At 70.5% G+C, this 25684-nt stretch carries 23 protein-coding genes; 11 read left to right on the forward strand and 12 right to left on the reverse strand.

What is annotated here, in order from left to right; genetic code table 11:
* The first annotated feature begins 2 nt into the window (after window positions 1-2).
* Complete coding sequence (locus tag BFF77_RS05690; RefSeq protein ID WP_066944424.1) at window positions 3-2480, forward strand: beta-glucosidase family protein; 2478 nt, start codon at window positions 3-5, stop codon at window positions 2478-2480.
* Between the two features lie 67 nt (window positions 2481-2547).
* Here the strand turns inward: BFF77_RS05690 and BFF77_RS05695 are convergent, their stop codons facing one another.
* Window positions 2548-3519, reverse strand: a complete 972-nt coding sequence (locus BFF77_RS05695) for an aldose epimerase family protein (protein ID WP_066944426.1) — start codon at window positions 3517-3519, stop codon at window positions 2548-2550.
* Between the two features lie 117 nt (window positions 3520-3636).
* On the reverse strand, window positions 3637-4581 hold the full coding sequence (locus BFF77_RS05700; protein WP_079124871.1) for an SGNH/GDSL hydrolase family protein: 945 nt from the start codon (window positions 4579-4581) through the stop codon (window positions 3637-3639).
* A 290-nt stretch (window positions 4582-4871) separates the two neighbouring features.
* On the opposite strand from BFF77_RS05700, the gene BFF77_RS05705 reads away from it, so the two are divergent.
* Entirely contained in the window at window positions 4872-5366 is a 495-nt protein-coding gene (locus BFF77_RS05705; protein WP_066944428.1) for a DUF3145 domain-containing protein, read from the forward strand.
* A gap of 33 nt (window positions 5367-5399) precedes the next feature.
* A complete protein-coding gene (locus BFF77_RS05710; protein WP_066944430.1) occupies window positions 5400-6275 on the forward strand; it encodes an NAD(P)-dependent oxidoreductase in 876 nt (291 codons plus the stop codon).
* Window positions 6276-6343: 68 nt separating this feature from the next.
* On the opposite strand, the gene fabF is transcribed toward BFF77_RS05710, so the two are convergent.
* The 5 genes from fabF to BFF77_RS05735 form a co-directional block, all read right to left on the reverse strand.
* A complete protein-coding gene (gene fabF / locus BFF77_RS05715; protein WP_066944432.1) occupies window positions 6344-7606 on the reverse strand; it encodes a beta-ketoacyl-ACP synthase II in 1263 nt (420 codons plus the stop codon).
* An 87-nt stretch (window positions 7607-7693) separates the two neighbouring features.
* Entirely contained in the window at window positions 7694-7945 is a 252-nt protein-coding gene (locus tag BFF77_RS05720) for an acyl carrier protein (RefSeq protein ID WP_046502803.1), read from the reverse strand.
* Between the two features lie 66 nt (window positions 7946-8011).
* Window positions 8012-9013 carry a ketoacyl-ACP synthase III gene (locus BFF77_RS05725; protein ID WP_066944443.1) on the reverse strand — a complete coding sequence of 334 codons (1002 nt, stop codon included), beginning with the start codon at window positions 9011-9013 and terminating at the stop codon, window positions 8012-8014.
* Window positions 9014-9025: 12 nt separating this feature from the next.
* Window positions 9026-9967, reverse strand: a complete 942-nt coding sequence (locus tag BFF77_RS05730) for an ACP S-malonyltransferase (protein WP_066944445.1) — start codon at window positions 9965-9967, stop codon at window positions 9026-9028.
* Window positions 9968-10056: 89 nt separating this feature from the next.
* Complete coding sequence (locus BFF77_RS05735) at window positions 10057-11256, reverse strand: PucR family transcriptional regulator (RefSeq protein WP_066944448.1); 1200 nt, start codon at window positions 11254-11256, stop codon at window positions 10057-10059.
* A 167-nt stretch (window positions 11257-11423) separates the two neighbouring features.
* Between BFF77_RS05735 and BFF77_RS05740 the strand changes: the two genes are divergently transcribed.
* Entirely contained in the window at window positions 11424-12113 is a 690-nt protein-coding gene (locus tag BFF77_RS05740; protein WP_066944499.1) for a pirin family protein, read from the forward strand.
* Window positions 12114-12148: 35 nt separating this feature from the next.
* Here the strand turns inward: BFF77_RS05740 and BFF77_RS05745 are convergent, their stop codons facing one another.
* Entirely contained in the window at window positions 12149-12967 is an 819-nt protein-coding gene (locus BFF77_RS05745; protein ID WP_066944450.1) for a serine hydrolase domain-containing protein, read from the reverse strand.
* Window positions 12968-13127: 160 nt separating this feature from the next.
* Here BFF77_RS05745 and BFF77_RS05750 point away from each other — a divergent pair, with 160 nt between their 5' ends.
* Both BFF77_RS05750 and BFF77_RS05755 read left to right on the forward strand, forming a co-directional pair.
* Window positions 13128-13592: a MerR family transcriptional regulator gene (locus tag BFF77_RS05750; protein ID WP_066944452.1), complete on the forward strand. Its 465-nt coding sequence runs from the start codon at window positions 13128-13130 to the stop codon at window positions 13590-13592.
* A gap of 6 nt (window positions 13593-13598) precedes the next feature.
* Window positions 13599-14615, forward strand: coding sequence for an aldo/keto reductase (locus BFF77_RS05755; RefSeq protein WP_066944453.1), 1017 nt, complete (start codon window positions 13599-13601; stop codon window positions 14613-14615).
* 128 nt (window positions 14616-14743) lie between these two features.
* Here the strand turns inward: BFF77_RS05755 and BFF77_RS05760 are convergent, their stop codons facing one another.
* The 3 genes from BFF77_RS05760 to BFF77_RS05770 form a co-directional block, all read right to left on the reverse strand.
* A complete protein-coding gene (locus BFF77_RS05760; RefSeq protein WP_211280164.1) occupies window positions 14744-15637 on the reverse strand; it encodes a DUF4429 domain-containing protein in 894 nt (297 codons plus the stop codon).
* A gap of 154 nt (window positions 15638-15791) precedes the next feature.
* Window positions 15792-17018 carry an alpha/beta hydrolase gene (locus BFF77_RS05765; protein ID WP_066944459.1) on the reverse strand — a complete coding sequence of 409 codons (1227 nt, stop codon included), beginning with the start codon at window positions 17016-17018 and terminating at the stop codon, window positions 15792-15794.
* A 243-nt stretch (window positions 17019-17261) separates the two neighbouring features.
* Complete coding sequence (locus tag BFF77_RS05770) at window positions 17262-17954, reverse strand: TetR/AcrR family transcriptional regulator (protein ID WP_066944501.1); 693 nt, start codon at window positions 17952-17954, stop codon at window positions 17262-17264.
* A gap of 186 nt (window positions 17955-18140) precedes the next feature.
* Between BFF77_RS05770 and BFF77_RS05775 the strand changes: the two genes are divergently transcribed.
* Window positions 18141-19748 carry an MFS transporter gene (locus BFF77_RS05775; protein WP_066944461.1) on the forward strand — a complete coding sequence of 536 codons (1608 nt, stop codon included), beginning with the start codon at window positions 18141-18143 and terminating at the stop codon, window positions 19746-19748.
* Window positions 19749-19939: 191 nt separating this feature from the next.
* Complete coding sequence (locus BFF77_RS05780) at window positions 19940-20305, forward strand: peptidase inhibitor family I36 protein (RefSeq protein WP_079124874.1); 366 nt, start codon at window positions 19940-19942, stop codon at window positions 20303-20305.
* Window positions 20306-20397: 92 nt separating this feature from the next.
* On the opposite strand, the gene aceE is transcribed toward BFF77_RS05780, so the two are convergent.
* Window positions 20398-23142 carry a pyruvate dehydrogenase (acetyl-transferring), homodimeric type gene (aceE, locus tag BFF77_RS05785; RefSeq protein WP_066944465.1) on the reverse strand — a complete coding sequence of 915 codons (2745 nt, stop codon included), beginning with the start codon at window positions 23140-23142 and terminating at the stop codon, window positions 20398-20400.
* A 541-nt stretch (window positions 23143-23683) separates the two neighbouring features.
* Between aceE and BFF77_RS05790 the strand changes: the two genes are divergently transcribed.
* From BFF77_RS05790 to BFF77_RS05800, 3 genes are all read left to right on the forward strand, one after another.
* The gene (locus BFF77_RS05790; RefSeq protein ID WP_066944466.1) at window positions 23684-24121 is read left to right on the forward strand and encodes a DUF3052 domain-containing protein; all 438 of its coding nucleotides are present in this window, start codon (window positions 23684-23686) and stop codon (window positions 24119-24121) included.
* 281 nt (window positions 24122-24402) lie between these two features.
* Entirely contained in the window at window positions 24403-24894 is a 492-nt protein-coding gene (locus BFF77_RS05795) for a peroxiredoxin (RefSeq protein WP_066944468.1), read from the forward strand.
* Between the two features lie 130 nt (window positions 24895-25024).
* Window positions 25025-25600, forward strand: coding sequence for a TerD family protein (locus BFF77_RS05800; protein WP_066944470.1), 576 nt, complete (start codon window positions 25025-25027; stop codon window positions 25598-25600).
* Window positions 25601-25684 lie beyond the last annotated feature (84 nt).

Genomic DNA, 25684 nt, shown 5'->3' on the forward strand with positions numbered 1-25684 from the left:
CCGTGGCAGGCGCATCCAACACCCGGGCCGAGCAGGCCCGCAACGCCGCTGTCGAGGCGGCGCTCGGCAAACTGGATCTGGCGGCCAAGGCCCGGCTGCTCGCGGGCCAGGACATGTGGTCGCTGCCCGCGCTCCCCGAGATCGGTCTTGCCTCCCTGGTCATGTCCGACGGCCCCATCGGCGTCCGCGGCGTCCGCTGGACCGCCGACGATCCGTCCGTCGCCATGCCGTCGCCCACCGCGCTCGCCGCCTCCTGGGACCCGGAGCTGGCCCGCGGGGCGGGCAGACTGCTCGCGCAGGAGGCCCGCCGCAAGGGAGTCCATGTGCTGCTGGCGCCCACCGTCAACCTGCACCGCTCACCGCTCGGCGGGCGCCACTTCGAGGCGTACAGCGAGGACCCGTATCTGACCGGAGAGATCGGCACCGGATATGTCCTGGGCGTCCAGGACGGCGGAGTCGGCACCACCGTCAAGCACTTCGTCGCCAATGACGCCGAGACCGACCGCTTCACCGTCGACAACATCGTGGCGCCGCGCCCGCTGCGCGAGCTGTATCTCGCGCCGTTCGAGGCCATCGTGGCCCATGCCCGCCCGTGGGGCATCATGGCCGCCTACAACCAGGTCAACGGCTCGGCCATGACCGAGCACCGCCATCTCCAGAACGAGGTCCTGCGCGGCGAATGGGGCTTCGACGGCTTCATCGTCTCCGACTGGCTGGCCGCGCGCTCCACCGCGGGCACGCTCCGCGGCGGTCTCGATGTCGCGATGCCGGGACCGAGGACGGTCTACGGCGAGGCGCTCGTCGCGGCCGTGCACGCCGGTGAGGTGGCGGAGCCCGCCGTGGACGAGGCCGTACGGCGCGTGCTGCGGCTCGCCGCCCGCGTCGGCATCCTCGACGGCGCCCCGCCGGCCGTCACCGAACACCCGGCGCCGGTCGACGGCGACGCGCTGGCCCGCGAGATCGCCCGCCGCTCGTTCGTCCTCGTACGCAACGAGGTACGGGACGGCCGGCCCGCGCTGCCCGTCGATCCGGCCGCGACCGGCACCGTCGCGCTCATCGGCGCGGCGGCCCGGGACGCCCGTATCCTCGGCGGCGGTTCCGCCGTGGTCTTCCCGGACCATGTCGTGTCACCGCTCGACGGTCTCACCGCGGCCCTTCCCGAAGGCGCCCTGACCTACTCGATCGGCGCCGATCCCAGTGATGAACTCGCCGCCGCCGACCGGGGGTTCGAGCTGACCGCCGTCTGCCGCGCGGCGGACGGGCGGATCCTCGGGACCGCCACCGTGCCGGGCGGCCGGGTGCAGTGGGCGGGCAGCGACCTGCCCGCCGGTGTCACCCACGACGAGCTGCACACCGTCGAGCTGACCGGTTCCTTCGTCCCCCGCGAGAGCGGGAGGCACTCCTTCGGCACCCGCGGTCTCGGCGGCTTCGTGCTCACCGTCGGCGGCGAGATCCTCTTCGACGGTACGGAGGAGCCGAAACCGGCCTCCGACCCGTTCGAGGCGTTCTTCGGCGGCCCGGTGGAGCGCGCCCACGCGGAGCTGACCGAGGGCGAGCGCGTCGAGGTCTCCCTCCTCCACACCGTCCACAGGGTCCCGGACGCCCCGATCGAGGCCGTCGCCTTCTCGCTGCTCCATCTCGGCCCGCGCCACGACCCCGACGAGCTGATCGCCGAGGCGGTCGAGGCCGCACGCGGCGCGGACACCGCCGTCGTCGTGGTCGCCACCACCGAGCGCGTCGAGTCCGAGGGCTTCGACCGGAAGGATCTGAGGCTGCCCGGCCGTCAGGACGATCTCGTACGGGCCGTCGCGGCGGTCAACCCGAACACCGTGGTGGTCGTCAACACCGGCTCTCCGGTGGAACTGCCCTGGCGCGATCGCGTGGCCGCGATCCTGCTGAGCTGGTTCCCGGGCCAGGAGGGCGGCGCGGCCCTCGCCGACGTCCTGCTCGGCGCCGAGGAGCCCGGCGGCCGGCTGCCCACCACCTGGCCGGTCGCCCTGGCCGACGCACCGGTCTCGGCGACCACGCCCGAGGGCGGTGAACTGCGCTACACCGAGGGCCTGTTCATCGGCTACCGGGCCTGGGAGCGCGCGGGCACGGTTCCCGCCTACGCCTTCGGCCACGGCCTCGGCTACACCGACTGGGAGTACGAGACGATCGCGGCCACCGCCGACGAGGCCCGGGTGCGGCTGCGCAACACCGGTGTCCGCGCCGGCCGTGAGGTCGTCCAGCTCTATCTGGCGCCCCTGGCGGACACCGTGGAGCGCCCGGCGCGCTGGCTGGCGGGCTTCGCCACCGTCGAGGCGGGCCCGGGGGAGACCGTGGAGGTGCGGATCCCGCTGCGGCGCAGGGCCTTCGAGATCTGGGACGAGGAGGCGGGAGCCTGGTCGTTCGTCCCCGGTGAGTACGAGGTCCAGGCGGGCCGCTCGGTCGCGGACCGCAGGCTGGGCGCCACCGTGGAGGCCCGCCCCGGCGCGTGAGGACCCGAGGACGGCCCCGGGGCGGCGCGTGGCCCGGCAACGCGCCGCCCCGGGAACGGACCTGTCCCTACCGGACGCCGAAGCGGTAGACCGTGGTCGAGCGGAACTCCTCACCCGGCCGCAGCACGGTGTCCGGGAACTCGGGACGGTTCGGGGAGTCCGGGAAGTGCTGGGTCTCCAGCGCCACGCCGTCACCGGGACGGTACGGCTCACCGTCGAAGTGGTCCCCGGTGTAGAGCTGGAGCCCGGGCTCCGTCGTGGTGACGGTCAGCACCCGGCCCGAGACCGGGTCGTACAGCTCCGCCGCCGGTTCGTCGCCGTCGAGGACGAAGTTGTGGTCGTAACCGGTGCCCACCGGGCGCGGCTTGCGGAAGTCGAAACGCGTCCCCTCGACCGGCGCGAGCTCCCCGGTCGGCAGGGCCGCGGAGTCCACCGCGGTGATACGGCTCGCCGCGATCCGCAGTTCGTGCCCGGCCGTGCCGCCACTGCCCGCGCCGCCCAGATTCCAGTACGTGTGATTGGTCAGATTCACCGGTGTCGGGGCGTCCGTCACCGCGTGGTACTCGATGCGCAGCGCCCCGTCCGCGTCCAGCGAGTACGTCGCCGAGACATCCAGCCGGCCCGGGAACCCCTCCTCGCCGTCCGGGCTGGTCCGGAACAGCCGCACCCCGTGGTCCCCGGCCCGCTCGGCCTCCCAGACCCGCCGGTCGAAGCCGCGCTCACCGCCGTGCAGACAGTTCGGCCCGTCATTGGGGACGAGCCGGTGGGTCCGGCCGTCCAGTGTGAAGGCCGCGCCCGCCACGCGGTTCGCGTACCGCCCGACCAGCGCCCCGAAATACGGGCCCCGCGAGCCCAGATAGCCCGTGACATCGGCGAAGCCGAGTGCCACATCGGCGACGGTCCCGTTCCGGTCGGGAATCTCGACCGACTGCACGACGCCGCCGTACGTCAGCAGCCGCAGCCGGGTCCCGGCCCGTTCGAGGGTCCAGCGGTGAACGGGCGTACCCTCGGGGGCCGCGCCGATGCGCTCCGTGTTCATGACAGTCACGATCAAGCACCCTACGCCGGGCCGGCCCGGGGCGGCTACGGACTCCCGCAGGCGGCCACGGACCGTCCCGGTGCTTCGCCCGGCGGACCGTCCCATGGCCCGGCCGGCCTACACGGGCGGATCCGCCGAGGTGATGTTGCGGTACGCGATCTCCGCGAGCCGGCTCTGCCCGTTCTTGCTGGGATGGAACCAGTCCCAGTGGCTGAGCTGCTCCCCGGTGAACCGGTAGTCGAAGACCGCGCCGCCGTCGTACCGGCAGCGCAGATCCTTCGCGCAGACCTCTTTGAGCACCTTGTTGTAGGCCACCACCCGGTCGTACACCAGGTCCCGGCGCTGCTGCGCCCGCTCGCTCATGTCCTGCGAGTCCCCGAGCATCGAGGCACAGATCCCCAGCTTCCAGATCTGCCGGCCCAGCGGATTGTCACGGCCCGTGGACCAGAGCCGCTTGAGATCCGGCACGCTCGACACATACACCTGCGCCTTGGGCGCCCCGGCGCGCAACTGGCGCATCGACGCCTCGAACGAGGTACGGAAGTCCTCCACCGGAGTCATCTGCCCGGGCGAGTCCCGGCAGGCGTCGTTGGCCCCCACCATCACCGTGACCAGCTCGGGCCCGTGCTGGGCCGCCATGGCCATCTGGCCGGGCAGATCGGCCATCCGGGCACCGGTCACCGCGTGGTTCCAGCTCCGCTGCTTCACCGCGGGCGCGCCCAGGAGCCGCAGCGAGAGACTGCGCACCTCCATGTCCGTCCCCGTCGACCAGGACACCTCCGGGCAGTCCGCCAGCACCACACAGGCGTCGAAGCCACGGGTGATCGAGTCACCGACCGCGGCCACGGAGGCGGGCTTGCGGTCCCAGACGGGCGTGGGCCGCGGGGACGGACGGGCGCTCTTCGAGGCTCCGTCGGGGGAGGAGGCGCCCAGGGAGTCGCAGCCGGCCAGCATCCCGGCCGCGGCGAGCACGGCGGCCGTGACGGCGGCCAGACCGGCGCGCGGGCGCGCGGCCCGCGGGCCCCCGCGCCCACGACCGCCACTCCGTAGGCTCTTGCGCATGAACGGCCCCTCCCCGTTGGCTCCTCTGAAGAAGTCTGGCGTCCTCGGGCATCCGGCGGCGTCCTGCCGAGTGAAAGCTTCGCGCATATCGGGCCCGGGACCGACCGTACGTCACCCCGGGCACCCTGCCGCACGGTAGCTTTTCCCACGTCGAACCAGAGGCGCCCTGATCTCTCGGCTCCGGTAAATTACATCACGTCACATGCTGTCCCTTTTGCGGAGTTTCACTCCCGATGCTGTTTACTGAGGCCGCTGGGAAAGGCGAACCTCGTCCCACACTGGAGGTCCCGGTGACGACACGTGGAGTTCTGTACATTCACTCCGCACCGCGCGCGATGTGCCCCCACGTCGAATGGGCGGTGGCGGGCGTACTCGGTCTGCGGGTCCAGCTCGACTGGATCCGCCAGCCCGCCTCGCCCGGCACCTGGAGAGCGGAGGTCTCCTGGAAGGGCCGGGCCGGCCTCGCGTCCAAGCTCGCCTCCGCGCTGCGCGGCTGGCAGATGCTCCGCTTCGAGGTGACCGCGGAGCCCTGTCCCACCGCCGAGGGCGAGCGCTACAGCGCCACACCTGACCTGGGAATCTTCCACGCCGTCACCGGTATGCACGGCGACATCCTGGTCCCCGAGGACCGGCTGCGCGCCGCGCTGGCACGCGCCCAGCAGGGCGAGACCCAGCTGGAGGCGGAGGTCGCCAAGCTGCTCGGCAAGCCGTGGGACGACGAGCTGGAGCCGTTCCGGTACGCGGGTGAGGGCGCTCCGGTCCGCTGGTTGCACCAGGTGGTATGAGCGGACGGGTCCGCCACGCCCTACGGTGGTCCCATGGCTGATCAACTCGCAGTAGCTGTCATCGGTACGGGCATCATGGGTGCCGCGATGGCCCGTAACCTCTGCCGCACCGGACATGACGTCCGCGTCTGGAACCGCACTCCCGCCAAGGCCGAACCCCTCGCCGCCGACGGCGCGCGGGTCGCCACGACCCCCGCCGAGGCCGTGACCGGCGCGGATGTCGTGCTCACCATGGTGTACGACGGACCCGCCGCCCTGGAGGCCATGGAGGCCGCGGGGCCGGGTCTGAGCCCCGGAGCCATCTGGCTCCAGTCCACCACCGTCGGTACCGAGGCGATCGCCCCGATGGCGGAGCTGGCCCGTCAGCGGGGACTGGTCTTCGTGGACGCGCCCGTGCTGGGGACCAGGACACCCGCCGAGAGCGGCCGGCTGCTGATCCTGGCCGCCGGCCCCGAGAAGGTCCGCGCTCCGCTCGCCTCCGTGCTCGACGCCGTCGGCAGCCGTACGGTCTGGCTGGCGGAGGACGGCGCCACCGGCGCCGCCAGCCGGCTCAAGCTCGTCTGCAACAGCTGGGTCCTGGCGCTCACCGCCGGTACGGCCGAGGCGCTCGCGCTGGCCAAGGGGCTGGACGTGGACCCGCGGTACTTCCTGGAGGCCGTCTCCGGCGGTCCGCTGGACTGCGGCTATCTGCAAGCCAAGTCCGACTCGATCCTCAAGGGCGACTACAGCCCGAACTTCACGGTCACCACGGCGGGCAAGGACGCCCGGCTGATCGTCGAGGCGGGCGAGGCCCACGGCGTACGCATGGACCTCGCCGAGGCCGGCGCGGAACGCTTCCGCCGCGCGGAGACACAGGGCCACGGCGACGAGGACATGACAGCGACATACTTCGCCAGCTTCGACGCCTGACCGGCGCCGTCCGGCACGAGCGGCATCACGGGCGCGTGCGTACTCGCACGCGCCCGTGATCAGCGTGTTCAGACCGTACGGAGCGCGAGCACCACGTTGTGGCCGCCGAAGCCGAACGAGTTGTTGATCGCCGCGATCGTGCCGGTCGGGAGAGCGCGGGGGGTGTCGCGCACGATGTCCGCGTCCACCTCCGTGTCGAGGTCGTCCACATTGATCGTCGGCGGCGCCACCCGGTGGTACAGCGCGAGAACCGTCGCGACGGTCTCGATACCGCCCGCGCCGCCCAACAGATGACCGGTCATCGACTTCGTGGCGGAGACGGCGACATGGTCCAGGTCGTCGCCCAGGACCCGGCGCAGCGCCTTGACCTCGGCGACATCGCCCTGCGGCGTGGAGGTCGCGTGCGCGTTGAGGTGCATCACCTCGGACGGCTTGAGATCCGTGTTGTCCAGCAGGTTCTCCATGGCCTTCGCGATGCCGCGGCCGGTGGGCTCGGGCTGGGCGATGTGATGGGCGTCGGAGGACAGCCCCTGACCGAGCACCTCGCAGTAGGCCCGCGCGCCGCGCGCCGCCGCGTGCTCCGCCGACTCCAGGACGACGACGCCCGCGCCCTCGCCGAGGACGAAGCCGTCACGGGCCGTGTCGTAGGGGCGGGAGGCCTTGGTGGGCTCGTCGTTGTTCTTCGACATCGCCATCATGTTGGCGAACGCGGCGATGGGCAGCGGGTGGATGGCCGCCTCCGTACCACCGGCGACGACGACATCGGCACGGCCGGTACGGATCATCTCCACGGCGTAGCCGATGGCTTCCGCGCCCGACGCGCAGGCGGAGACCGGTGTGTGCACGCCCGCGCGGGCGCCCACTTCCAGACTGACGTTGGCGGAAGGGCTGTTCGGCATCAGCATCGGCACGGTGTGCGGGGAGACACGGCGCTCGCCGCGTTCCTTCAGCACGTCGTACTGGTCGAGCAGGGTGGTGACGCCACCGATGCCGGAGGCGATCACGGTGCCGAGGCGGTCGGGGTCGACGGCGGTGTCCTCGCCGGCCTTGGCGGTGTAACCCGCGTCCGCCCACGCCTCCCTGGCCGCGATCAGCGCGAACTGCGCCGAGCGGTCCAGCCTGCGGGCCAGTGGACGGGGCAGTACATCGCCCGGGTCGACCGCCGCCACGGCGGCGATACGGACCGGCAGGCCGACATAGCGCTCGCCTTCGAGAGGGCGGACCCCGGAGCGGCCCGCGAGCAGACCTTCCCAGGTCGAGGCGCTGTCGCCACCCAGTGGTGTGGTTGCGCCGATACCGGTGACGACCACGGTGCGATTGGTCGAGCTCACTGGAATTCTTTCTCCACGTGTAGAGGGTGCTGAATTTTTACGGCGCCACCACCGGGTGGCGGATGCCGCGCGATCCGGTCAGGCGGGTCAGGCGGCCTGGTGCTTCGCGATGTAGTCGGCGGCGTCGCCGACCGTCTTCAGGTTCTTCACGTCGTCGTCCGGGATCTTGACGTCGAAGCGCTCTTCGGCGGCGACGACGACCTCGACCATGGACAGCGAGTCGACGTCCAGGTCGTCGGTGAAGGACTTGTCCAACTGGACGTCCTCGACCGGGATACCGGCGATCTCGTTCACGATCTCGGCGAGACCGTCGACGATCTCTTCCAGGGTGGCGGCCATGTGGGCGCTCCTTCGATTGTACGCAGAGGGATATATCGGAACACGCTCCGGAAAGATCCGGTGTGCCTAGGGGAGGGTAACGACCGTCGCGGCATAGACGAGACCCGCCCCGAAGCCAATGACGAGCGCGGTGTCGCCGCTCTTCGCCTGCCCGGTCGCCAGGAGCCGCTCCATCGCGAGCGGGATCGAGGCGGCCGAGGTGTTGCCGGTGGTCTCGACGTCACGCGCGACCGTGACGCTGTCCGGCAGCTTCAGAGTCTTCACCATCGAGTCGATGATCCGCATATTGGCCTGGTGCGGAATGAAGACATCCAGGTCTTCCGAGCTGATTCCGGCCGCGTCCAGCGCCTGCTGGGCGACCTTCGCCATCTCGAAGACGGCCCAGCGGAAGACGGCCTGGCCCTCCTGCGTGATGGCCGGGAACTTCTCCACCGTGCCGTTGCGGTAATCGTCCCACGGCACGGTCTGCTTGATGGTGTCGGACTTGTCGCCCTCCGAGCCCCAGATCGTCGGCCCGATCATCGGCTCCTTGGCGGGACCGACCACGACGGCGCCCGCGCCGTCGCCGAACAGGAACGCCGTCGCGCGGTCCTCCAGATCGGTCAGGTCGGAGAGCCGCTCCACACCGATCACCAGGACATGATGGGCCGAGCCCTCGACGACCAGGCTCTTGGCGAGCGTCAGCCCGTAGCCGAAGCCCGCGCATCCGGCGGAGATGTCGAAAGCGGCCGGCTTGCCCGCGCCGATCCGGTCCGCGATCTCGGTCGCGACGGCCGGGGTCTGCTTGAAGTGCGAGACGGTCGAGACCACCACGGCGTCGATCTGCTCGGGAGTGATCCCGGCGTCGGCGATCGCCTTGCCGGACGCCTCGATGGACATCGCGGCGACCGTCTCCTCGGGCGAGGCCCAGTGGCGGGTGGCGATTCCGGAGCGGGAGCGGATCCACTCGTCGGACGAGTCGATCGTCTCGAGGATCACCTCGTTGGGCACGATCCGGGTCGGGCGGTAACCTCCCACGCCCATGATGCGCGCGTACGGGGCGCCCTTGGTGGGCTTGATCTTCGACATGCTCACTGGCTCCTATTCAGCCGTGGAGGAGTGCTCGGCGATCAGCGTGCGGGCCGCGTCGAGGTCGTCGGGGGTCTTCAGCGCGAGGGTCTTGACTCCGGGCAGGGCCCGCTTGGCGAGACCCGTCAGGGTGCCGCCGGGGCACAGCTCGATGAGAGCGGTCGCACCGCGCTCCTGGAAAGTCTCCATGCACAGGTCCCAGCGGACCGGATTGGCGACCTGACCGACCAGGCGCGTCACGATTTCGGCTCCGCCGGCGACGACCCGCCCGTCGCGGTTCGAGACGTACGGCACGGCCGGATCGGCGACGACGAGTGATCCGGTGGCCACTTCGAGCTTGTCGACCGCGGGCGCCATGTGGTGCGTGTGGAACGCCCCGGCGACCTTGAGCGCCACCACCCGGCGCACGCCCTCGGGCTTGTCGGCCTCCAGCGCGGCGAGTTGGTCGAGCGTTCCCGCGGCCACGATCTGGCCCGCGCCGTTCACATTCGCGGGCGTCAGGCCGAGCTTCCGCAGATGGGCGACGGTGGTGTCGTGATCGCCTCCGAGGAGCGCCGACATGCCGGTCGCGGTGATCCCGGCGGCCTCGGCCATCGCCAGACCACGGGCCCGGACGAGCTCCAGGGCCGCTTCGTCGGAGAGCACACCGGCGAGCGCCGTGGCGGCCAGTTCACCGACACTGTGACCGGCCGTGGCGCCCACCTGGCGCGCCATGTCCGCGGTGTCCGGGAAGAGCTGACGGGCCGACAGCAACGAGGCCGCGACCAGCAGCGGCTGGGCGACCGCGGTGTCGCGGATCTCGTCCGCGTCGGCGTTCGTGCCGTAGTGGACCAGATCCAGGTCGATGGCGGCCGACCACGCCCGCAGCCGGTCTTCGGCACCGGGCAGTTCGAGCCAGGGAGTCAGGAAGCCGGGCGTCTGAGCGCCTTGGCCGGGAGCGACGAGTACGAGCACTCTCACACTCTCTCTTGTGGACGGGCCATATCGCCCGTGAGGACAAGGACGAAGAACCGTCAGGGGAATTGTTGGAGTACGACAAAAGTCTAGGTCTGGGGGTCACCGTCGGCCAGACGCCCCAGGATGAGTGCGATCCGCAGCGTGAAGGCGGATCTGACATCGGACGGTGACCATCCGGTGACGTCAGTCACACGTCGGAGCCGGTAGCGCACGGTGTTGGGATGTACGAAGAGCATCCGGGCGGCGCCCTCAAGACTGCTCGCCTGCTCCAGATAGACACTCAGAGTCTCCAGCAGCGCCGACCCGGCTTCTTCGAGCGGTCTGTAGATCTCCTCCACCAACTGCTCTCGCGCGGCGGGATCCGAGGCGATGGCACGCTCGGGCAGAAGATCGTCGGCGAGGACCGGACGCGGCGCGTCCTGCCAGGCGAAGCACGCCTTGAGCCCGGCCGCCGCGGCCTGGGCCGATCTGGTCGCGGCCAGCAGATCGGGCACCACGGGGCCCGCGACGACCGGGCCCGCGGCATACGGGCCGATCAGCGCCTTGGCGACCTGGAGCGGATTGTCGCTGCCGCCCGCGATCACCACGAGCCGGTCGCCCAGGACCCCGGTGAGCACCTGGAGCTTGGCGTGCCGGGCGGCCCGTCTGATCGCCTCGACGGTCAGCTCGCTGTCGCCGTCGGGAGCGGTGCCGAGCAGCACACAGACATGCTCGGGGGAGTTCCAGCCGAGGGCGGCGGCCCGGGAGACGGCGCCCTCGTCGGCCTCGCCGGAGAGTACGGCGTTCACCACCAGCGACTCCAGCCGGGCGTCCCACGCGCCACGCGCCTCGGCGGCCTGCGCGTACACCTGGGCGGTGGCGAAGGCGATCTCGCGGGCGTAGACGAGCAGCGCCTCGCGCAGCGCGGACTCGTCGCCGGGGGCCGCGACCTCCTCGATCGCCGTCTCCATGACCTCGATCGTGGTCCGCACCATCTCGACGGTCTGGCGCAAAGTGATCGCCCGGGTGAGCTCGCGGGGAGCGGTGCCGAAGACATCGGTGGAGATGGCCTGAGGTGTCTCCGGATGACGGAACCACTCGGTGAACGCGGCGATGCCGGCCTGGGCGACCAGCCCGATCCAGGAACGGTTCTCCGGCGGCATCGCGCGGTACCACGGGAGCGTCTCGTCCATGCGGGCGATGGCGTTCGCGGCGAGCCGTCCCGAGGACTGCTCCAGCCTGCGCAGTGTCGCGGGATGCGGATGGGGTTCGTTCGAGGGTTCAGGCACGGGACAAGAGTGCCTCATCAGGGCGGTGGTCCGGGGGCCCGGGGTCGGAGGGTGTCCCGGCGACCGGCCCCGGCCGGCCGGCGGAGGGACGGCACCCGGACCGGTCACGGAGCTGCCCCGGACCCGTCCGGGACCGCTCCCGGACCGGTCCGAATCCACGGGGGACCGCCTACCGTTGAGCCGTGATTCTCGTGAGGCACGCAGCGCAGCGTCATGTCGGCGGTGACCCGGGCGCGGGCATCGAGTCCCTGCACGCCTTCTCGTTCGGGCGCTTCTACGATCCGGACAACCTCCGCTTCGGCGCGGTCCTCGCCTGCAACGAGGAGCGGCTCGCACCGGGCGCCGGGTTCGGTGAACATCCGCACAGCCATACGGAGATCGTCACCTGGGTCGTGGAGGGCGAGCTCACGCACCGGGACTCGGCCGGGCACGACACGGTCGTCCGCGCGGGCGACGTGCAGCGGCTCAGCTCGGGCGGCGGCGTACGGCATGTGGAGCGCAACGACGGCGAGGGCCCGCTGGTCTTCGTACAGATGTGGCTCGCGCCACTGGAGCCGGGCGGCGAGCCCGCGTACGAGATCGTCCGGGGCATCGCGGACTCCACGCCGTACGCCCTTCCGCAGGCCGGGGCGATGCTGCATGTACGGCGCCTCAAGGACGGCGAGCGCTCCGCCGTGCCGGACGCCCGCTTCGTCTATGTCCATGTGGTGCGCGGGGGCGTACGGCTGGGCGCCGGCGGCAGCGGTGGTGGTCGCGGCGACAGGGCGGGCGCGGAGCTGGCGCCCGGCGACTCCGCGCGGGTCACGGACGCCGAGGGACTGGAGCTGGCCGCGGGACCCGCGGCGGAGGTGCTGCTCTGGGAGATGCCGGGCTGAGCGGCGCGGTGGCAGGCCGCTCGGCGGCCCCGCGCTCAGGCCGTACGGAGCTCGGTGAGTATCGCGTCGGTGAAGGGCGGCCAGGCCGCGACCGCCCAGGGCCCGAAGGGGCGGTCGGTGAGCGCGACACAGGCCGCGCCCGCGTCCGGGTCGACCCACAGGAACGTACCGGACTGGCCGAAGTGCCCGAACGTACGCGGCGACGACGAGGCGCCCGTCCAGTGCGGGGACTTGGCGTCCCGGATCTCGAAGCCGAGACCCCAGTCGTTGTTCTTCTGATGGCCGTAGCCGGGCAGCACACCGGAGAGCCCCGGGTGGACGACGGTCATCGCCTCCAGCACCGTGCGCGGGTCGAGGAGCCTCGGCGTCTGGATCTCCGCGGCGAACCGCACCAGATCGTCGACCGTGGAGACGGCGTCCCTGGCGGGTGAGCCCTCGAAGGAGGTGGAGGTCATACCGAGCGGTTCCAGGACCGCCTCGCGCAGATAGTCGGCGAAGGGTATGTCGGTGGCCTTGGCGACATGCTCGCCGAGGACCTCGAAGCCCGCGTTGGAGTAGAGCCGGCGCGTGCCCGGGGCGCCGGCCGCGCGGTGCTGGTCGAAGGCCAGACCGCTGGTGTGCGCGAGCAGATGGCGGACCGTGGAGCCCTCGGGCCCGGCCGGCTCGTCCAGCTCGACGGCACCCTCCTCGTACGCCACCAGCACCGCGTACGCGGCGAGCGGCTTGGTCACGGAGGCGAGCGGGAAACGGTGCGAGGTCGGGCCGTACGCCCCGACGACGGTGCCGTCCGCCCGTACGACGGCGGTCGCCGCGGTCGTCACCGGCCAGTTCTCGATCAGCGCCAGGCTCTGCATGGCTAGAGCGTAGAGGACTCGGAGAACCGGCCTCATGGAGGGATCGGCGGTTACGCGGCGCCTCGGCCGGCGCCGCCACCGGCGGCCGTGTCGGCGCCGGGAAACTCCCGCTCATTTTTCGCTTGCTTCGAGTGCACTCGAAGGATCTAGCGTGGGTGGTATGACGCTGACACAGAGCAGTCCGGTATCGACCGATCGCCTGGACGCGTGTGTGGCGGCACCCCGCCTGCATCCACGTCCCCATGGTGAGGACCGCTACACGATCAGCGAGGTCGCCGCCTTCACCGGTCTGACCGCGCACACCTTGCGCTGGTACGAGCGGATCGGGCTGATGCCGCATGTCGACCGGTCGCACACCGGACAGCGGCGGTTCAGCAACCAGGATCTCGACTGGCTCGCCTTCGTCGGGAAGCTGAGACTGACCGGGATGCCCGTCGCGGACATGGTCCGGTACGCCGAGCTGATCCGGGTGGGCGAGGAGACGTTCGAGGAGCGGCAGGAACTACTGGCGCGGACCCGGCGCGATGTACTGAACCGGATCGCGGAACTCCAGGACACGGTCGCCGTGCTCGATCACAAGATCAGCTTTTACGCGGACGCCCGCAAGGCGTCGGAGAGGGCCTGAAACCCGATGAGCGAGACCAGAATCGAAAAGGTACGGCTCGGTGCCGGCGGCCCGGAGGTCGGTGCCCAGGGGCTCGGCTGCATGGGTATGAGCTTCGCCTACGGACCGACGGACCTGGACGAGGCGCGCGCCACCCTGGAGCGCGCCCTCGAACTGGGTGTGACCCTGTACGACACGGCGGACGCCTACGGGGCCGGCGAGAACGAGAGATTCATCGCGCCGTTCGTCCGGGCGCACCGCGACGAGATCGTCGTGGCGACGAAGTTCGGCCTCGCCATCGACCCGGACGACCGCACCAAGCGCGTCATCCGCAACGACGTGCCGTACATCCGCCAGTGCGTCGAGGGCAGCCTCGAACGCCTCGGCGTGGACGTGATCGACCTCTACTACATGCACCGGCGCGATGTGAACATCCCCATCGAGGAGACGGTGGGAGTGATGGCCGAGCTGGTGGACGAGGGCAAGGTCAAGCACCTCGGGCTCAGCGAGGTCACCAGCGGTGAGCTGCGCGCGGCCCAGGCGGTGCACCCGATCGCGGCCGTGCAGTCCGAGTGGTCGCTCTTCAGCCGGGACATCGAGGCGAAGGTCGTACCGGCCGCCGTCGAGCTCGGCGTGGCGCTCGTGCCGTACTCCCCGCTCGGCCGTGGCTTTCTGACCGGCGCGTTCGTCAACGCCGACCAGGAGCTGGGCGAGGACGACTTCCGCCGCCAGCAGCCCCGCTTCACCGGCGGGAACGCCGCCGTGAACGCCGCGCTGCTGGAACCGGTGCGCAAGATCGCCGAAGGGCGGAACGCCACGCTCGGGCAGGTCGCGCTCGCCTGGGTGCAGCAGCGGTCGGCGCTGCACGGGCTGTCCGTCGTACCGATCCCGGGCACCCGCAGGCGCACCCGCGTCGAGGAGAACACCGCCGCCACGCGGCTCATCCTCACCGAGAGCGAGCTCCAGCTGCTGGAGCCGATCGCGGGCCAGGTGGCCGGCGGCCGGTACGCCGACCTGACGTTCACCTCGGCGGGCCGCGAGTAACCCCCGCGCCTGTCGCCCACCGCAAGGCGCCCACCGTAAGGCGATCCACCGGCGGCAGGATCCGGTCGGCGCTTCCGGGTGACCTGTGCCCTGTGCCCGGGGTCCGCTCCGGGGCAGGGGCCCCGGCCTCACAGCTCCGCGAGCAGCTCGGCCTTCTTCGCCGAGAACTCCTCGTCCGTCACCAGGCCCGCCTGGTGCAGCTCGCCGAGATGGCGGATGCGGTCGGCGACATCCGCCGGGTCGCGGCGTATCGACGCCACCGCGGGGACCGTCACCGAGGCACGGCTCGGTGACGCGTCCTGGACGGCCGCCAGGACCGCCGCCGCGAACGGGAGCGACTCGTGCACCGGGCCGTAGCCGAGGCCGAAGACGACCGCCGCCGGATCGTGGTCGGCCCGGGCCGGCTGCGGCAGTCCCGTACCCGTACCGCTCCCGTCGCGGCGCAGCAGCCGCAGATAGCCGTCCAGCAGCTCGGGAGAGCGCCATTCGACGCCGTGCAGCTCCCCGACCGGCAGATTCTGGTCGCCCGCCTTCCACTTGGTGGTGGAGGCGCCCGTCGAGAACCAGCGGAAGGACACCCGGTCCCCGTCGAAGAAGGCCTTGCCGTCGAACGCCTTGAAGTGCAGCGGAGGCGGGGGCGTGGCCACCAGATAGCGCTCGGCGGGCTCGTGCGCGTCCCGGGCGCCGCGCGCCACCGCGGCCCGCAGCTCGTCGGCGTAGTACTCCGCGAGGGTGTCGCGCTCGGCGGGCAGCACCAGCCGGTAGGGATCGCCGCTCTCCCTGAGCTGTCCGGCCGCCGCCTCCACGAGCGGATCGGCCCCGGCTCTCGGCACGGCGCGCAGCACCACCGTCCCGCGCTTTCCGGGAGTGAGCGTCACCGATGACAACGCCTCATGAGGGATTCGGCGTTCACCGAGCGCCTGGAACAGCTTCGGCGTTCTGATCCCCCGTTCGAAGCGGATGAGCACGGAGTCGCTTTCGAACTCCCAGGTGGCATGGATCCCCGCGAGCACATCACCCATGTGCTTCATCGTAGGCGGCGTGCGCCGATGAGTCGCCTGCCCCAGCGCACGAATTCTACGCGCGTGGGTCCTCCCCGGGTGTTCCCCGTTCCGTGCGGAGGCCATGCCCGGCCGACGCGCGACGCGCACCCCGCCCGGGTGCCCGCCGCGTGCATCAGGCCTGGTCCGTTCCGCTCCCGCCGTCGTCCGGGATTCCGCTCACACAGCCGCCGTCGCCGTCCGCGCAGCTCACCGCGGTGTACGAACCGACGCCGATGTCCGCGAAGTTGTCGAGGCTCTCGGTACCCGGTTCGAAGTAACCGCTGTGCCCGGCCGCGCCGGCCGCGGAGAGCACCCGGGCCCCGAAGGCCCGCGCCATCGGGTCCGCGCCGTGGCCGAGTCCGCCGACCGCCATGTACGGCACGTCCTCGATCCAGTCGTCGCGGTCCCGCATGGCCCACACACGGGCGTCGGTGCGGAGCTGGGCCGCGTTCCGCACCCGCATCCCGGGACTGCCCGCGACCGCCACGTCGATGACCCGGGCGGGCAGCCCGCGCGCCGCGACCCCGCACACCACCGAGCCGTAGCTGTGGCAGAAGAGCGAGACCCGGGACGTGCCCGGCAGCGCGCGGGTGAGCGCGGTGAGCCGTACGGCGCCCTCCTCCGCGAGTTTGCCGATCGCCGCGTCCATGCCGAGCCCGGCGGGCGAGGTGTAGTCGGCCCAGGCGATGACGGCCGTACGCGTACCGGGATCGGCGGACCGCTCGGCGGAGTACAGGGATTCGGCCATGCCCACCGGCGCCGTGTACCAGCGCTCGGTCCGCTCGAACGTCAGCATGTGCGTGTCGACTCCCGGCACGACGACCGAGACGCGCTCGGCCCGTTCGAGATCGCCGAACACCTCCGCGGCCCGGCCCCTTCCCGACGGATCGAACGCGAGGATCTGCCGGTCCCCGCCGAGCATCGACTCGTAGCGGTGCATACGGCGGCCCGCCTGACGACGGCCGTCGTCGGACAGCCTGGTGTCGTGCATACGGCGCTCCTCCACCACGCGCGCCCGCATCAGGGCGAGCCGGTTGGCGCGGTAGCGCAGCCCGACGGGCGCGCCGTTGAGATTGCCGACGACCAGCGGATAGGTGGTGGCGAGCCGCTCCCGTTCCTCCTCGGTGAGGGAGCCGAAGAACGCGGCGAGCCGCTTCGGCGGCGAAGCGGGATCCGGCAGCTGCCGAACGCCTGTCCGGCCTCGTTCCCAGGCGTCGAGCGCGGCTTCGAGCGGCTCGCCGGGGCCGTGCTGACGCTGGACGGCGGTCCAGCCGGTGGTCGACAGCATCACGAACACGACGGCGAGAGCGAGCAGGGCGCGCCAGACGTTCAGAGGGGGAGAGGAGTCTAAAGAGGTCACTGTTCAACCAGACTAGGACGGTCGCGGGAGTCCTCGCGACACGGGTCGTACGGATCACGGGCGGGGGAGGATTGAACCGAAGGTAACCTCACCGGCCGTTCAGGCGGCGCGCACGCTCCGGCGCGTTCCGGGTGTACGGCGGGCCAGACGGGTGTACGGAGAACCGGTGCGGCGGGAACGATCCGCCGCGGGTGTCCGCGCGTGCCCTGGGGGCAAGGCCGTGCGTGTACGGAGAACGAGGGATCAGCCGCGTGTACGGCGGACCGGGCGGGCCGTCGGCGCGCCACGCGCTCCGGCACTTCGCCAGTCCTCGGCGAGCGCGGGACCGAGATGGTCGAGATACCTCTCGGACAGGTCGCGCAGTGTCTCCAGGCTGGTGTCCTGGCCCTTGCCCCAGAGCTGGCCGGTCACCCGCATCACCCCGGTGAACGCGGCGACGGCCACCCGTGGCCGGGGATCGGCGTCCACGTCCAGGCCCTCACGGTCGGCGAGCAGTTGGGAGAGCCCTTCCTCAAGACCGGCGGAGCGGCGCAGATGGACGGCGAGCAGGGCCGGCGTCGACTCGATCATCCGGTAGGTCCGCATGTACAGCTCGACCGGTATCACCGACTGGATCGTCTCGCCGACGGAGGTCCAGGCGGAGGTGACGGCGTTGCGCATCGCCTCCATCGGCCCTTCCGCGGCGGGCCGTACGCGCAGGGCCTCGATGAACTTGTTCTCCACCATCTCCACGACGGCGAAGGCGACGTCCTCTTTGCTCGCGTAGTAGCGGAAGAAGGTGCGCTGCGAGACCTCGACGGCGTCCGTGATCTCGTCGATGGTGGTCTGCTCGTAGCCCTGGGCGGTGAACCGTTCCAGTGCCTCGCGCAGCAGGGCATCGCGTGTGCGCTGCTTCTTGCGGGCGCGCAGTCCGCTCGGCTGTTCAGCCGCTGACATCCGGTCCTGCCCGGCGGCTGTGTCCGGCCCGAGGGTCACCGAAGGGTCCTCATTCCACCGCTTTCCATCTTCATCCGACCTGATCAGTCGCAAATCGACCGCTCAGTCGAACTGTGAGCTACGTGACAGTTACCAACTTGTGAAATGGTTTGTCAACTGTCAGCGGCTGACATTAGCGTACCCGGTATGACTAGTCAGACCACCGTCGACAAGGCGCCACAGAGCCCGGAACACCCGGCGCCCGCGCCAACCAAGGGACTGCGCGGCCATCCCTGGCTGACCCTCTTCTCCGTGGCCATCGGCGTCATGATGGTGGCGCTCGACGGCACCATTGTCGCGATCGCGAACCCTGCCATCCAGAAGGACCTCGGCGCCACTTTCGCCGATGTGCAGTGGATCACCAACGGCTACTTCCTCGCCCTCGCCGTGGCGCTGATCACCGCGGGCAAGCTCGGTGACCGCTTCGGCCACCGGCAGACCTTCCTCATCGGTGTCACCGGATTCGCCGCGGCCTCGGGCGCCATCGGCCTGTCCCACAGCATCGGCCTGGTCATCGTCTTCCGTGTGCTCCAGGGCCTCTTCGGCGCACTGCTGATGCCGGCCGCCCTCGGCCTGCTGCGCGCCACCTTCCCCGCCGAGAAGCTCAACATGGCCATCGGTATCTGGGGCATGGTCATCGGTGCCTCCACCGCGGGCGGTCCGATCCTCGGCGGTGTGCTGGTCGAGCACGTGAGCTGGCAGTCGGTCTTCTTCATCAATGTGCCGGTGGGCGTGATCGCCCTGGTGGTCGGCGCCGTGATCCTCCGGGACCACCGGGCGGAGAACGCCCCGAAGTCCTTCGACGTCCTCGGCATCCTGCTGCTCTCCTCCGCGATGTTCTGTCTGGTCTGGGCGATCATCAAGGCGCCCGTCTGGGGCTGGGGTTCCGGTACGACCTGGCTCTTCATCGGTGTCTCGGTGGCCTGCTTCGTCCTCTTCGCCTTCTGGGAGACCAAGGTCAAGGAGCCGCTCGTACCGCTGGGGCTCTTCAAGTCCGTACCGCTCTCCGCCGGTGTGGTGCTGATGGTGCTGATGGCCGTGGCCTTCCTCGGCGGCCTCTTCTTCGTCACCTTCTATCTCCAGAACGTGCACGGCATGAGCGCCGTCGACAGCGGTCTGCATCTGCTGCCGCTCACCGGCATGATGATCGTCGGCTCGCCGCTGGCGGGTGTGCTGATCACCAAGGTCGGCCCGCGTGTCCCGCTGGCCGGAGGTATGGCGCTGACGGCGGCGGCCATGTTCGGTATGTCCACGCTGGAGACCGGCACCGGCAGTGTCACCATGTCGATCTGGTTCGCGCTGCTCGGCCTCGGTCTGGCGCCGGTGATGGTGGGCGCGACCGAGGTCATCGTGGGCAACGCGCCGATGGAGCTGTCCGGCGTGGCCGGCGGGCTCCAGCAGTCCGCCATGCAGATCGGCGGCAGCCTCGGTACGGCGGTGCTCGGCGCCGTCATGGCCTCGAAGGTCTCCAACGACCTGCCGGGCAACTGGACCGGCGCCGGTCTGCCGCCGCTCACCCCCGCGCAGGCGGAGGCGGCGGCCGAGGCGGTCCAGGTCGGTGTGCCTCCGGTGGCGCCCGGCACGCCGGCCGAGGTGGCCGAGAAGATCACGGGCGTCGCCCATGACACGTTCATGTCCGGCATGGGTCTGGCCTGTCTGGTCGCGGCCGGTGTCGCCACCGTGGCGATCTTCGTCGCGCTGCTGACGAAGCGTGGAGACAACGCGGACGCGGCGGGCGCAGGAGTGCACATCTGACGTCAGCCCGCTGGTGACATCGCGTCAACTCAGCACCCGCGACAGCCCTGCCGGAAGGTTCCGGCAGGGCTGTCGCCTATCCGGGTGGAGAGTGCCGTGGACCCTTTCCGGGGCCGAGCGCCGCAGGTCAGAGTGGCGTCGACCGATTTCGTCACACACGGGGACCGATCGATATGCGCAAGATCACGCTCATGCTCAGCACTCTGTTCGCAGTCGTGCTCACCGCTCTGCTCACCACACCGCCGACCGTCGCCGAGGCGGCTCCGCCGCCGCGTCTTGGCGCGTGCGCCACGGGCGAGTTGTGTTTCTGGGCGAAGGCGGACTTCCAGGGCGCGCGGCAGACACGCGAGCTGTCCGGTACGGAGATCGGGAGCTGCGTGCCGCTCGCTCCGGGCACGACGGCCCAGTCACTGGCCAACCGCACCGGGCGGAATGTGACCACCTATCAGTCCGTCGAGTGCGACGAGACGGGGGAGTTCGAGACCTATCCGGGCAAGGGCACCTGGGTGCCGGGCTCGCCGTACCGCGTACGGGCCTTCAAGCTGTGGGAACGCTGACCGCCGCACGCCGGCCGGCGGCCCTGGGCAGGGCCGGGGGCGGCAGGACCCACCGGTCCCGCCGCCCCCGTACACCCAACCGCGAACCGCTGTCAGGCGTCGCCGCCCGCCGTGCCCGGATCCGCGGCCGAGGCGTCCAGCAGCCGGTAGCGGTCCACCGCCTGCTTCAGCGCGGAACGGTCGACGCGGCCCTCCTTCGCCAGCTCGGTCAGCACCGCGAGCACCACCGACTGCGCGTCGATGTGGAAGAAGCGGCGGGCCGCGCCGCGCGTGTCCGCGAAGCCGAACCCGTCCGCGCCCAGCGACTGGTACGAGCCGGGAACCCAGCGCGCGATCTGGTCGGGCACCGAACGCATCCAGTCGGAGACGGCCACGAACGGACCTTCCGCGCCGGACAGCTTCCGGGTCACGTACGGGACGAGCTGCTCCTCCTCCGGGTGGAGCAGATTGTGCCGCTCCACCTCGACGGCCTCACGGCGCAGCTCGTTCCAGGAGGTCGCCGACCAGACGTCCGCCCTGACGTTCCACTCCTCGGCGAGCAGCCGCTGAGCCTCCAGCGCCCAGGGCACGGCCACACCGGAGGCCATGATCTGCGCCGGGACCGAGCCCCGCTCGCCCCGCTTGAAGAGATGGATTCCCTTGAGGATGCCCTCCACGTCCGCATCGGCCGGCTCGGCGGGATGCTGGATCGGCTCGTTGTAGACGGTGAGGTAGTAGAAGACGTCCGCGCTCTCCCCGGGGGCGGCCTGGCCGTACATCCGGCGCAGACCGTCCTTGACGATGTGCGCGATCTCGAAGCCGTACGCCGGGTCGTAGGCGATACAGGCCGGATTCGTCGAGGCCAGCAGATGCGAGTGGCCGTCCGCGTGCTGGAGACCCTCACCGGTCAGTGTCGTCCGTCCGGCGGTCGCGCCCAGCACGAAGCCCCGGGCGAGCTGGTCGGACATCTGCCAGAACTGGTCACCGGTCCGCTGGAAACCGAACATCGAGTAGAAGACATAGACCGGGATCAGCGGCTCGCCATGGGTGGCGTACGCCGAGCCCGCCGCGATCAGCGAGGCCGTACAGCCCGCCTCGGAGATGCCGTCGTGCAGCATCTGGCCGGTCGGGGACTCCTTGTACGCGAGCAGCAGCTCGCGGTCCACGGCCTCGTACTGCTGGCCCAGCGGGTTGTAGATCTTGGCGCTCGGGAAGAACGAGTCCATACCGAACGTGCGGTATTCGTCGGGGGCGATCAGCACGAACCGCTTGCCGATCTCCTTGTCCCGCATCAGGTCCTTGAGCAGCCGGACGAACGCCATGGTGGTGGCGATCGACTGCTGTCCCGAGCCCTTCCTGACCGCCGCGTACGTCTTGTCCTCGGGCAGGTGCAGCGGCTTGGCCCGGACGACCCGGGTCGGTACGTACCCGCCCAGCGACTTGCGCCGGTCGTGCATGTACTGGATCTCCTCGGAGTCCCGGCCCGGGTGGTAGTACGGCGGCAGGCCGTCCTCCAGCTCCCGGTCCGTGATCGGGAGGTGCAGCCGGTCGCGGAAGCCCTTGAGGTCGGAGACCGTCAGCTTCTTCATCTGGTGGGTGGCGTTGCGGCCCTCGAAGTTCGGCCCGAGGGTCCAGCCCTTGACCGTCTGCGCCAGGATCACCGTCGGCTGGCCCTTGTGCGCCTTGGCCGCCGCGTACGCGGCGTAGACCTTCCTGTGGTCGTGGCCACCGCGGCCGAGATGCAGGATCTGGTCGTCGGTCATGTGCTCGACCATGGCGCGCAGCCGCTGGTCGTCGCCGAAGAAGTGCTCACGGATGTACGCGCCGGTCTCGGTGGCGTACGTCTGGAACTGCCCGTCCGGCGTGGTGTTCAGCCGGTTGACCAGGACACCGTCCCTGTCCTGCGCGAGCAGCGGGTCCCAGGAGCGGTCCCAGACCAGCTTGACGACATTCCAGCCGGCGCCGCGGAACTGCGACTCCAGCTCCTGGATGATCTTGCCGTTGCCGCGCACCGGGCCGTCGAGCCGCTGGAGATTGCAGTTCACGACGAAGGTCAGATTGTCCAGGCCCTCACGGGCGGCGATGGAGAGCTGGCCCAGCGACTCGGGCTCGTCCATCTCGCCGTCGCCGAGGTATGCCCAGACGTGCGAGGCGGAGGTGTCGGCGATGCCGCGCGCCTCCATGTAGCGGTTCATCCTGGCCTGGTAGATCGCGCCGAGCGGGCCGAGGCCCATGGAGACGGTCGGGAACTCCCAGAAGTCCGGCATCAGCCGGGGGTGCGGATAGCTGGACAGTCCGTACGGCGCCTTCGACTTCTCCTGGCGGAACGCGTCGAGCTGCGTCTCGCTCAGCCGGTCCAGCAGAAAGGCACGGGCGTAGATGCCCGGAGAGGCGTGGCCCTGGAAGAAGATCTGGTCGCCGCCGTCGCCGCCGTCCTTGCCCCGGAAGAAGTGGTTGAAGCCCACGTCGTAGAGCGAGGCGGAGGAGGCGAAGGTGGCGATATGGCCGCCGACACCGATCCCCGGGCGCTGCGCGCGCGAGACCATCACGGCCGCGTTCCAGCGCGTCGCGTTGAGGATCCTGCGCTCGATCTCCTCGTTTCCGGGGAAGAACGGCTCGTCCTTGGTGGCGATGGTGTTGACGTAGTCCGTGCTGCGCATCTCGGGCACGGCCACGCGCTTCTCGCGGGCACGCTCGATCAGCCGGAGCATCAGATAGCGGGCGCGCTCACGGCCCCGCTCGTCGACAGCGGCGTCGAGGGAGTCGAGCCACTCCTGGGTCTCTTCGGGATCGAAGTCCGGGACCTGGCTGGGCAGGCCGCCAATGATGATCGGGGTGCGATCGGATCCGGAAGCCACGCTTGTCCTTCGCTGGTTGGTCGTGTCGTGCCCTGCACACGGTCGATGCGGTGCACGCCGTCGGAATACTGCTCGCTACGCGGGCCCGGGGATCCGAGGGATTCTCACCGGAGCCCCCAGGGAGTGGGCACGCACGCCGCCTCCATCGTGTACCGCTGCGGGGGAAACGTCATCTCTACCGAGGGGTAACCAGGTATCTCCGGGGAATCCCGCCCCGTTCCCGGTCTCCGCTTCGGTCTTCGCCGCGGTCAAATCGCAACCATACGCCCAACCCGTCTATGTGTTTCGTTCGGCCGTTCGGACCTGATTGGCGTACTGAACCGGCATAACATGGCGAAGAAGGAGGAAACGTATGGCCCGCGTTACAGGAGACGGTGGCGAAGTGACAGGAGATGCGGCGAAGAGGCCGGGAACGTCACCGTTTCGGCGGTCTCGGCGGCCGGGTACTTGCGCGATCCGCTGCGCCCGTGTGGACTACGGCCAATGCCCCGCGCACGCGCGGGTCTGAAGCATTTTCCGAAACATGATCAGGAGGCAATCCGTGAGCGCGACCGCGGACCACGCGGAGGAACGGACCAACCTTGCCGCAAGGCTGGGGTTCGAACCCGGACAGGTGGTCCAGGAGATCGGCTACGACGACGACGTCGAGCAGGAGCTCCGCGAGTCCATCGAGGCTGTCATCGGCCAGGAGCTCGTCGACGAGGACTATGAGGACGTGGCCGACGCCGTCCTCCTGTGGTTCCGTGACGAGGACGGCGACCTTACGGACGCGCTGGTGGACGCCATCGGTCTGATCGAGGAGGGCGGAGCGGTCTGGTTGCTGACGCCCAAGACCGGCCGTGATGGCTACGTCGAACCGAGCGACATCAACGAGGCCGCCCAGACCGCGGGCCTGTCCCAGACCAAGAGCATCAACGCCGGCAAGGACTGGACCGGCAGCCGGCTCGTCACCCCCAAGGCGGCGAAGTCGAAGCGCTGACCCCGGGCGCCCCGGGGGCGCGAGACGCGGCAGCAGTACCGGCGCAGCAGCCATGACGGCCCCCGCCGACCTTCGCGTCGGCGGGGGCCTCGCGCATCCGGTCCGGCCCCGCCCGCGGCACCCGGACCCCAAGGGCCGTCCCGCCCGGTACGGGGACGCCCCTCCGCCCTGCGATGTACCGCGTCCGAAGCCGCGCGCGGACCCACCGGCGATCACGGGGCAGCCCGTAGGCTGGACGGTGACGGACGGCACAGGGCCGGCCACGTGAAAGGACGTATCCCATGGCGATCGAGGTCGGCGCTCCCGCTCCGGACTTCGAGCTCAAGGACAACCACGGGCGGACCGTGCGGCTGTCCGACTTCCGCACGGCGAAGGGCGGGGCCGACGGCGCGGACGGCGCCGGGAAGAATGTGGTGCTGCTCTTCTACCCCTTCGCCTTCACCGGCGTCTGCACGGGCGAGCTGTGCGCGCTCCGCGACGAGCTGCCCTCGTTCGTCAACGAGGACACCCAGCTCCTCGCCGTCTCGAACGACTCCATCCACACCCTGCGTGTCTTCGCCGAACAGGAGGGTCTGGAGTACCCCCTGCTGTCGGACTTCTGGCCGCACGGCGAGGTCTCGCGCGCGTACGGGGTCTTCGACGAGGAGAAGGGCTGCGCCCTGCGCGGGACGTTCATCCTCGACAAGGACGGCATCGTGCGCTGGAGCATCCTCAACGGTCTGCCGGACGCCAGGGATCTCGGCGACTACGTCAAGGCGCTCGCCGCGCTCTGAAACCGCGCGGCGGGCCATCCGGGCCCCGCGAAATCGCCCGGTGGCGGGGAACCGGTCACTAGGATCCAGTCGTTGATCCGATGCAACGCTTCAGGGGCAGCGCCGCCCCGAGAAACCAAAGGGAGGACTCGTGGGAGTCAGCCTCAGCAAGGGCGGAAACGTCTCGCTGACCAAGGCCGCGCCCAACCTGACCGCGGTCACCGTGGGTCTGGGCTGGGACGTCCGTACGACCACCGGCAGTGACTTCGACCTCGACGCCAGCGCCCTGCTGACCAACGCCGAGGGCAAGGTCGCCGTCGACGGCAACTTCGTCTTCTTCAACAACCTCAAGAGCCCGGACGGCTCCGTCGAGCACACCGGTGACAACCTCACCGGTGAGGGCGAGGGCGACGACGAGGCGATCAAGGTCAATCTGGCCGCGGTGCCCGCCGATGTCGACAAGATCGTGTTCCCCGTCTCGATCTACGAGGCCGAGAGCCGTCAGCAGTCCTTCGGCCAGGTGCGCAACGCGTTCATCCGCGTCGTCAACCAGGCCGACAACAACGAGCTGGCGCGTTACGACCTGAGCGAGGACGCCTCGACGGAGACCGCGATGGTCTTCGGCGAGCTGTACCGCAACGGCGCGGAGTGGAAGTTCCGCGCCATCGGCCAGGGGTACGCCTCGGGGCTGCGCGGTATCGCGCAGGACTTCGGCGTCAACGTCTGAACGGCTCGTCTTTCCGTGTCCGGCGCCGCACACTTCTGTGCGGCGCCGTACGCGTCTCGGATTCGCTCCCGGATTCGGCTCCGA

This window comes from Streptomyces lushanensis, assembly GCF_001700515.1.
GTDB classification, from domain to species: domain Bacteria; phylum Actinomycetota; class Actinomycetes; order Streptomycetales; family Streptomycetaceae; genus Streptomyces; species Streptomyces lushanensis.

What these genes read in the sequence shown, in the direction of transcription:
- BFF77_RS05695 (WP_066944426.1), bottom strand. Translation starts at nt 3,519, where the DNA reads ATGAACACGGAGCGCATCGGCGCGGCCCCCGAGGGTACGCCCGTTCAC.
- BFF77_RS05700 (WP_079124871.1), bottom strand. Translation starts at nt 4,581, where the DNA reads ATGCGCAAGAGCCTACGGAGTGGCGGTCGTGGGCGCGGGGGCCCGCGG.
- BFF77_RS05710 (WP_066944430.1), top strand. Translation starts at nt 5,400, where the DNA reads ATGGCTGATCAACTCGCAGTAGCTGTCATCGGTACGGGCATCATGGGT.
- BFF77_RS05720 (WP_046502803.1), bottom strand. Translation starts at nt 7,945, where the DNA reads ATGGCCGCCACCCTGGAAGAGATCGTCGACGGTCTCGCCGAGATCGTG.
- BFF77_RS05725 (WP_066944443.1), bottom strand. Translation starts at nt 9,013, where the DNA reads ATGTCGAAGATCAAGCCCACCAAGGGCGCCCCGTACGCGCGCATCATG.
- BFF77_RS05735 (WP_066944448.1), bottom strand. Translation starts at nt 11,256, where the DNA reads ATGAGGCACTCTTGTCCCGTGCCTGAACCCTCGAACGAACCCCATCCG.
- BFF77_RS05745 (WP_066944450.1), bottom strand. Translation starts at nt 12,967, where the DNA reads ATGCAGAGCCTGGCGCTGATCGAGAACTGGCCGGTGACGACCGCGGCG.
- BFF77_RS05750 (WP_066944452.1), top strand. Translation starts at nt 13,128, where the DNA reads ATGACGCTGACACAGAGCAGTCCGGTATCGACCGATCGCCTGGACGCG.
- BFF77_RS05755 (WP_066944453.1), top strand. Translation starts at nt 13,599, where the DNA reads ATGAGCGAGACCAGAATCGAAAAGGTACGGCTCGGTGCCGGCGGCCCG.
- BFF77_RS05760 (WP_211280164.1), bottom strand. Translation starts at nt 15,637, where the DNA reads ATGGGTGATGTGCTCGCGGGGATCCATGCCACCTGGGAGTTCGAAAGC.
- BFF77_RS05770 (WP_066944501.1), bottom strand. Translation starts at nt 17,954, where the DNA reads ATGTCAGCGGCTGAACAGCCGAGCGGACTGCGCGCCCGCAAGAAGCAG.
- BFF77_RS05775 (WP_066944461.1), top strand. Translation starts at nt 18,141, where the DNA reads ATGACTAGTCAGACCACCGTCGACAAGGCGCCACAGAGCCCGGAACAC.
- BFF77_RS05780 (WP_079124874.1), top strand. Translation starts at nt 19,940, where the DNA reads ATGCTCAGCACTCTGTTCGCAGTCGTGCTCACCGCTCTGCTCACCACA.
- BFF77_RS05795 (WP_066944468.1), top strand. Translation starts at nt 24,403, where the DNA reads ATGGCGATCGAGGTCGGCGCTCCCGCTCCGGACTTCGAGCTCAAGGAC.